Genomic DNA, 4,831 nt, shown 5'->3' on the forward strand with positions numbered 1-4,831 from the left:
TGGGGGCAACTCAATGACCTACCACTGAACGAGCGGAGCAATGAGAATGAAGGCAGTAAACCACCCAAAGAAAAACCACACCCATCAAGACGAGGAGGAGGTCAGTTAAACATGTATTGCCCTGAGTTAAATTATGGTTAAGGTAATTAATGCTTAGTACCAGAAAGTTGAGTAAAAGACGTGCTCATTAATGAAGCTCCCGCTCTTATACGCATTACACGCCTTCCTTAACTGGCATTTACCACAGTTAGGCTTATCACGGATGCATACTGACCTACCAAGGTTCCATAGGTAATCATCGAGTGAGAAGGCGTCAGTATGAGAATACATGGATACTATTTTCCATGAGTCCCTAACTAAACTCCTTAGGTTAACATCATCCTTAGGAGTGAAGGGTATACCACTAGTAACCATGTTCATGAATCTTTGATTTAATTCAACTAAGCCAAGCCTAATGGCGATTCTCGTTAAATGATTATCGACAGCTACCTGGGCATTATTAATATCAGTAAACCTAATTATGCCTCTACCATGAATGAACTTAGCCAATAGGTATGTCTTCTTCTCCACTGGGTCCGTGTATGCGGTGAAGTTCCTCATTAATTCAACTAAGCCACCTGCACCAAGTAATCTCCCGCCAGTGGATCTTAAGGCGCTTAACGTAGAGCTGTTGAATAATGAAGCGATCTTAACGCCTAAATCCGACAGTAAGAATGCCCTAACTCCATAATCCCATACGTCACCTAACCAATCCTTAACATCACTGGGTTTTAAATTAGCTAGCCTACTGGGGGTGAAGAATGATTCATCATTCTTGAGTTTTTCAGCTCCAAGTTTCCAAAGTAAGTCAGAGCCAACGTAGCTCTTACCGTTAATTAAGGCTTCATAGGGGTGTCCAGGTAAGTTAAGCCTATGGTCAATGGCAACCATGGCCATGAAGTACGTGGCTTGAATCTCCAAGTCTAATTCAACTGAGGGATAGTAATCCGGGTTAACGTAGTTATCTTGAACAGGCCTTATACCACTGACTAGATCCGCTACCTCAATAACCTTATCGTAATTTACCCAACCAACATCATTACCTACGTAACTTATCCTCATTCATCATACCTATCCCTAGCTTTCTTTAAAGAATTCCCCTGCGCATTACTGTTAGCTATTGTTAAACTTCAGTAAAACGCTTATTAGGAATCCTACCTTAAGCTTAAGTGTGTCTAGTGAAGGTAGGAGGATTGACTTGCCTCATAGATTCATGGAGTTATCACCATCGGCAAGGATAATAGTTAGCTACCTTCAATTTGAGAGTATTATTAACGGTAGAGAGTACGTAACGTTCAATGACATTGTTGAGAACACTGGTCTAAGTCAAAGGGCTGTGAGGGGGGCATTAAGTGAATTGAAGGCTAAAGGTATAATTGAGGTAATACTTGACATTTCAAGGGGAAGAAGGTACCTGTATAGGTTAATTCCAAGTAACATAACTATAGTGGAGGAGCAGGTTGAAAGTGGCCTGTATCTAGTTGATGTGGGTATAGGTTTACCATCAATGATGAGCTTCAGGGTTTATAGGACAATTAGGGCATCAGCAGTAGTCTATTACACTTCCCACGTCCCACAGTCATTCCTAGAGTACACTAAGTGCACCTGCGCCTCACTACCACTAGAGGGTACTAAACCCGAGCAGTTAGTGTTCCTAGCAGGCAAGGTATTATCCTCCGGTGGAAGCATCACAGTAGTATACGACCAGTTACTGGACTGGGAGTTACTGGATCAATACATTAAGTTGATTAAGGAGTCTAGGATTGGGCCCGTTAGGCCCTTATCCTCTGTTTCCCCATTAACATTAGGCATTCAACTACTGATGAGTGGATCCAATGAGACTTTAACCTTCAGGAGAGGCAACATTAGCATTAGGTTAATTAGAGTTAACCCAGGTGGTGAGGTAAGGAATGTGAATAAGGGCCTATTACTTAAGGTTTTTGAAATAAGGAGGATTAATGAACTAGTTGAGATTAGGCAGTTAAGTAACCTTAATAACCTAGCAGGCGATTATGAAAGGGTTATGGTTATTTACGAACTAGTACCAGAGTACCCGGTGGGTTAGCTTCCCCAAGCCTTCCTAAGGCGTTCAGCATACTGAATGGGCGTTTCCGGGATTGGCTTAGCGTTGAAGAAAACCTTAATGAAGCTAACATCACCACCCCACCTGGGCACAACGTGAAAGGCAACATGTGGGTAAGCGACTAACCCAATGTTAAGGCCATGTGGGTGATAAGTATTCCTCAAGACAGCCTCAGCTTTCCTAACAAGCCTAAGAGCCCTGTATAATTCATTAACACTTAATTCACTTAAGGATACATGCCTCCTAGGCACTATGACAATGTGCCCATTATTGAAGGGTTCATCATAAGCGTAAATAGTGAAGTCATCCTCCTCAGCTATTAGTAATTCACTGTTCAGATTACAGTACCTGCATAGGGTCCTATACTCAACGCCAGGTATCTTCATGGGTAAGTTACTTAATGGGTATCTTTATGTTTAACTCCTTAGCAAGCTCCTTATACCTATTCCTAACAGTAACCTCAGTTACTTGAGCAGCTTGAGCAATCTCCTTCTGAGTCCTAACCTCACCCTTAAGCAGTGACGCTATGTAGACGGCAGCAGCCGCTAAGCCTGCTGGATCCTTACCTGCGGTTAAGCCCTTATCCTTAGCCTCCTCAAGAACCCTAATAGCCTCCTTAGCGATATCACCAGGGAGTTTAAGCTGCTCAACTATCTTAGGCACGTATTGCCTTGGGTCACTTAACGGTAACCTAATCCTAAGCTCCCTAGCAATCAACCTAAAGCACCTCGCAATCTCCTTCCTAGGCGCCCTAGTGTACTGTGAAATTTCATCAAGGCTCCTAGGCATGCCCTGCATCCTACAGGCCATGTGGAGGCAAGCTGCTATAATCGCTTCAACGCTCCTACCCTTAACTAAACCGCTCTTAAGGACCTGCTTATACACGGCTAGGGCCTCATCCATACAGGACTTAGGTACACCAAGCTGGTGAGCAATCCTATTTAACTCATGGGTTGCCTGAACAAGGTTCCTCTCATAGCTTGTTTGAACCCTAATCCTCTGCTGCCACTTCTTGTACTTAAGGATCTCAAGCTTCTTCTTTAAGTCAGGGGACTTTAATGTGGTTTCAATCCTAGTAACAAGCTCCTCACTGGTAACCCTCTCCAATGGTCCACCAGTCCTAGCCCTATCCTCCTTCTCCTCGGGTGTGAAAGCCCTCCACTCAGGTCCAGTGTCAAGAATGTGCTCCATGAGTACGTAGCCGCAGGAGGCGCATACTATCTGCCCTCGCTCAGCATCCTCAATAAACACGGTATTACCGCATATTGGGCACTTTAACTTCTGTCCACTTTGATCAACAAACTCCAGGTTATTACCCTCCCTCCTAAATAGTTTAAACTTCTGAATTATTAACTCCCTCCTGGTTTCATCCTGCTGGTTAGAATCCCCCTGTGTGGTGCTCATGTTACCTCCTTTCCACCTAATTAAAACTTTACTCATTTATAAACCTTTCGCCTAAAATAAACTACATTAACTTAAGTATTATTCCAACGTGACGGCCGGGTAACCCCACCCCCTTCACAGGCCTGCCCATGCAGGTCTCCAGGGAGGGAGACACTAAATATTAAGGCGTACACTTTTTATCTCTATCGGTGCCATTAAATAAGGAAGCTGGGGAAGTGCGATTAAATGATGGGGAAGCAATCATGTAATTCACCATGTTTACTTCATGCGCATTCCTTTTAAAGTAACTTAGTGAGTATGGTTAATGGAGGTTATTGTAGTTACAGCATCATGGGATGTTCACCTTGGCTTCATTAAGTATCATTGTAGGCGGTTACTTAATAAGGGTGTACTCTGTAGAGTAATCATGATTAATGATAATGATGCTAAGGAGTTATTAATTAAGTACGGTGTAAGGGATGGCATCATTAAAATACCTGTGGTGCTTATTTTAAGTGAAAATAGAGTTAACGTTATTGATGTTAATCAATTAAGGAGCCTCTGAGCTACCTTACTGTTCATAGAAAAGTAATTAATCCCCATCACTACCTAAAGTGCTAGGTAAATATGCTAAATAGGTACTTGAAAATAGGATTCACCTTAGGGTTCATAGCAGTCTTCCTAGCACTTATACTTCTCCTAGGCCAATACAGCCTAATCCCAATTGCACTAAACCATAATTGCTCAAGCGCATTAGTAATGAATTTCACTGGTAATGCGTACTTAGTGCTAAATAATACGGGGCTCATTAACGCTTCATCGGTGGTCATTATTTATCAACACATACCTCAAACCAATATAACCATACCGCAGGAGTATAACCTAACTACGACGCGTTTAAATGCAACTAAACTAGTATTTCTCAACATTAGGGGTATTGCCATTAATTGCAGTAACTCACACTTATTCATTAATCTCTATTCCGTGAAGAGACCAGTATATTATTATCCAGCTTGGATACTAATGCTAATCTTGTTCTTAACCTCAATAGCATTAATCGTACTGGGGTATATTGAATTAATTGAGTCTAGGGTAAGTGGCTTAAGGGGGAGTTGATTTTACCCGCATGATTTAGTAAAAATAAATTTTCCAAGTAAATTACGATGGCTTCATTATAACTATGACTGTGAACCACTGTAGAATGATCTGTAGGAAAAACTTATAAAGACCTAGTAGTGAATTAACCTATGAGTCCGGTTAAGTCTATGGGAGTGTCTAGGGGTGTTTTGGCTGCTGTGGTTGTGGCTGTTGTTGTGGTTGCTTTGG

Annotated in this window: 6 protein-coding genes; 3 read left to right on the plus strand and 3 right to left on the minus strand. The window is 42.1% G+C overall.

The window, feature by feature from the left end; translation table 11 throughout:
- Window positions 1-153: 153 nt before the first annotated feature.
- A complete protein-coding gene (locus Q0C29_RS05740; RefSeq protein ID WP_291999706.1) occupies window positions 154-1,101 on the minus strand; it encodes an iron-sulfur cluster loop in 948 nt (315 codons plus the stop codon).
- Window positions 1,102-1,210: 109 nt separating this feature from the next.
- Here Q0C29_RS05740 and Q0C29_RS05745 point away from each other — a divergent pair, with 109 nt between their 5' ends.
- Window positions 1,211-2,104 carry a hypothetical protein gene (locus Q0C29_RS05745; RefSeq protein ID WP_291999707.1) on the plus strand — a complete coding sequence of 298 codons (894 nt, stop codon included), beginning with the start codon at window positions 1,211-1,213 and terminating at the stop codon, window positions 2,102-2,104.
- Here the strand turns inward: Q0C29_RS05745 and Q0C29_RS05750 are convergent.
- Together Q0C29_RS05750 and Q0C29_RS05755 are read right to left on the minus strand one after the other, a co-directional pair.
- Entirely contained in the window at window positions 2,101-2,508 is a 408-nt protein-coding gene (locus Q0C29_RS05750) for an HIT family protein (protein WP_291999708.1), read from the minus strand. The genes Q0C29_RS05745 and Q0C29_RS05750 overlap by 4 nt on opposite strands.
- A gap of 7 nt (window positions 2,509-2,515) precedes the next feature.
- On the minus strand, window positions 2,516-3,526 hold the full coding sequence (locus Q0C29_RS05755) for a transcription initiation factor IIB (protein WP_291999709.1): 1,011 nt from the start codon (window positions 3,524-3,526) through the stop codon (window positions 2,516-2,518).
- Between the two features lie 304 nt (window positions 3,527-3,830).
- Here Q0C29_RS05755 and Q0C29_RS05760 point away from each other — a divergent pair, with 304 nt between their 5' ends.
- A complete protein-coding gene (locus Q0C29_RS05760; RefSeq protein ID WP_291999710.1) occupies window positions 3,831-4,070 on the plus strand; it encodes a hypothetical protein in 240 nt (79 codons plus the stop codon).
- A gap of 62 nt (window positions 4,071-4,132) precedes the next feature.
- The gene (locus Q0C29_RS05765; RefSeq protein ID WP_291999711.1) at window positions 4,133-4,621 is read left to right on the plus strand and encodes a hypothetical protein; all 489 of its coding nucleotides are present in this window, start codon (window positions 4,133-4,135) and stop codon (window positions 4,619-4,621) included.
- The last annotated feature ends 210 nt before the right edge of the window (window positions 4,622-4,831 follow it).

The organism is Caldivirga sp. (assembly GCF_023256255.1).
Taxonomy (GTDB): domain Archaea; phylum Thermoproteota; class Thermoprotei; order Thermoproteales; family Thermocladiaceae; genus Caldivirga.

Excerpts from the sequence above, each read along its gene's own strand:
- Q0C29_RS05750 (WP_291999708.1), bottom strand. The coding sequence starts at position 2,508 with ATGAAGATACCTGGCGTTGAGTATAGGACCCTATGCAGGTACTGTAAT.
- Q0C29_RS05765 (WP_291999711.1), top strand. The coding sequence starts at position 4,133 with ATGCTAAATAGGTACTTGAAAATAGGATTCACCTTAGGGTTCATAGCA.
- Q0C29_RS05740 (WP_291999706.1), bottom strand. The coding sequence starts at position 1,101 with ATGAGGATAAGTTACGTAGGTAATGATGTTGGTTGGGTAAATTACGAT.
- Q0C29_RS05760 (WP_291999710.1), top strand. The coding sequence starts at position 3,831 with ATGGAGGTTATTGTAGTTACAGCATCATGGGATGTTCACCTTGGCTTC.
- Q0C29_RS05755 (WP_291999709.1), bottom strand. The coding sequence starts at position 3,526 with ATGAGCACCACACAGGGGGATTCTAACCAGCAGGATGAAACCAGGAGG.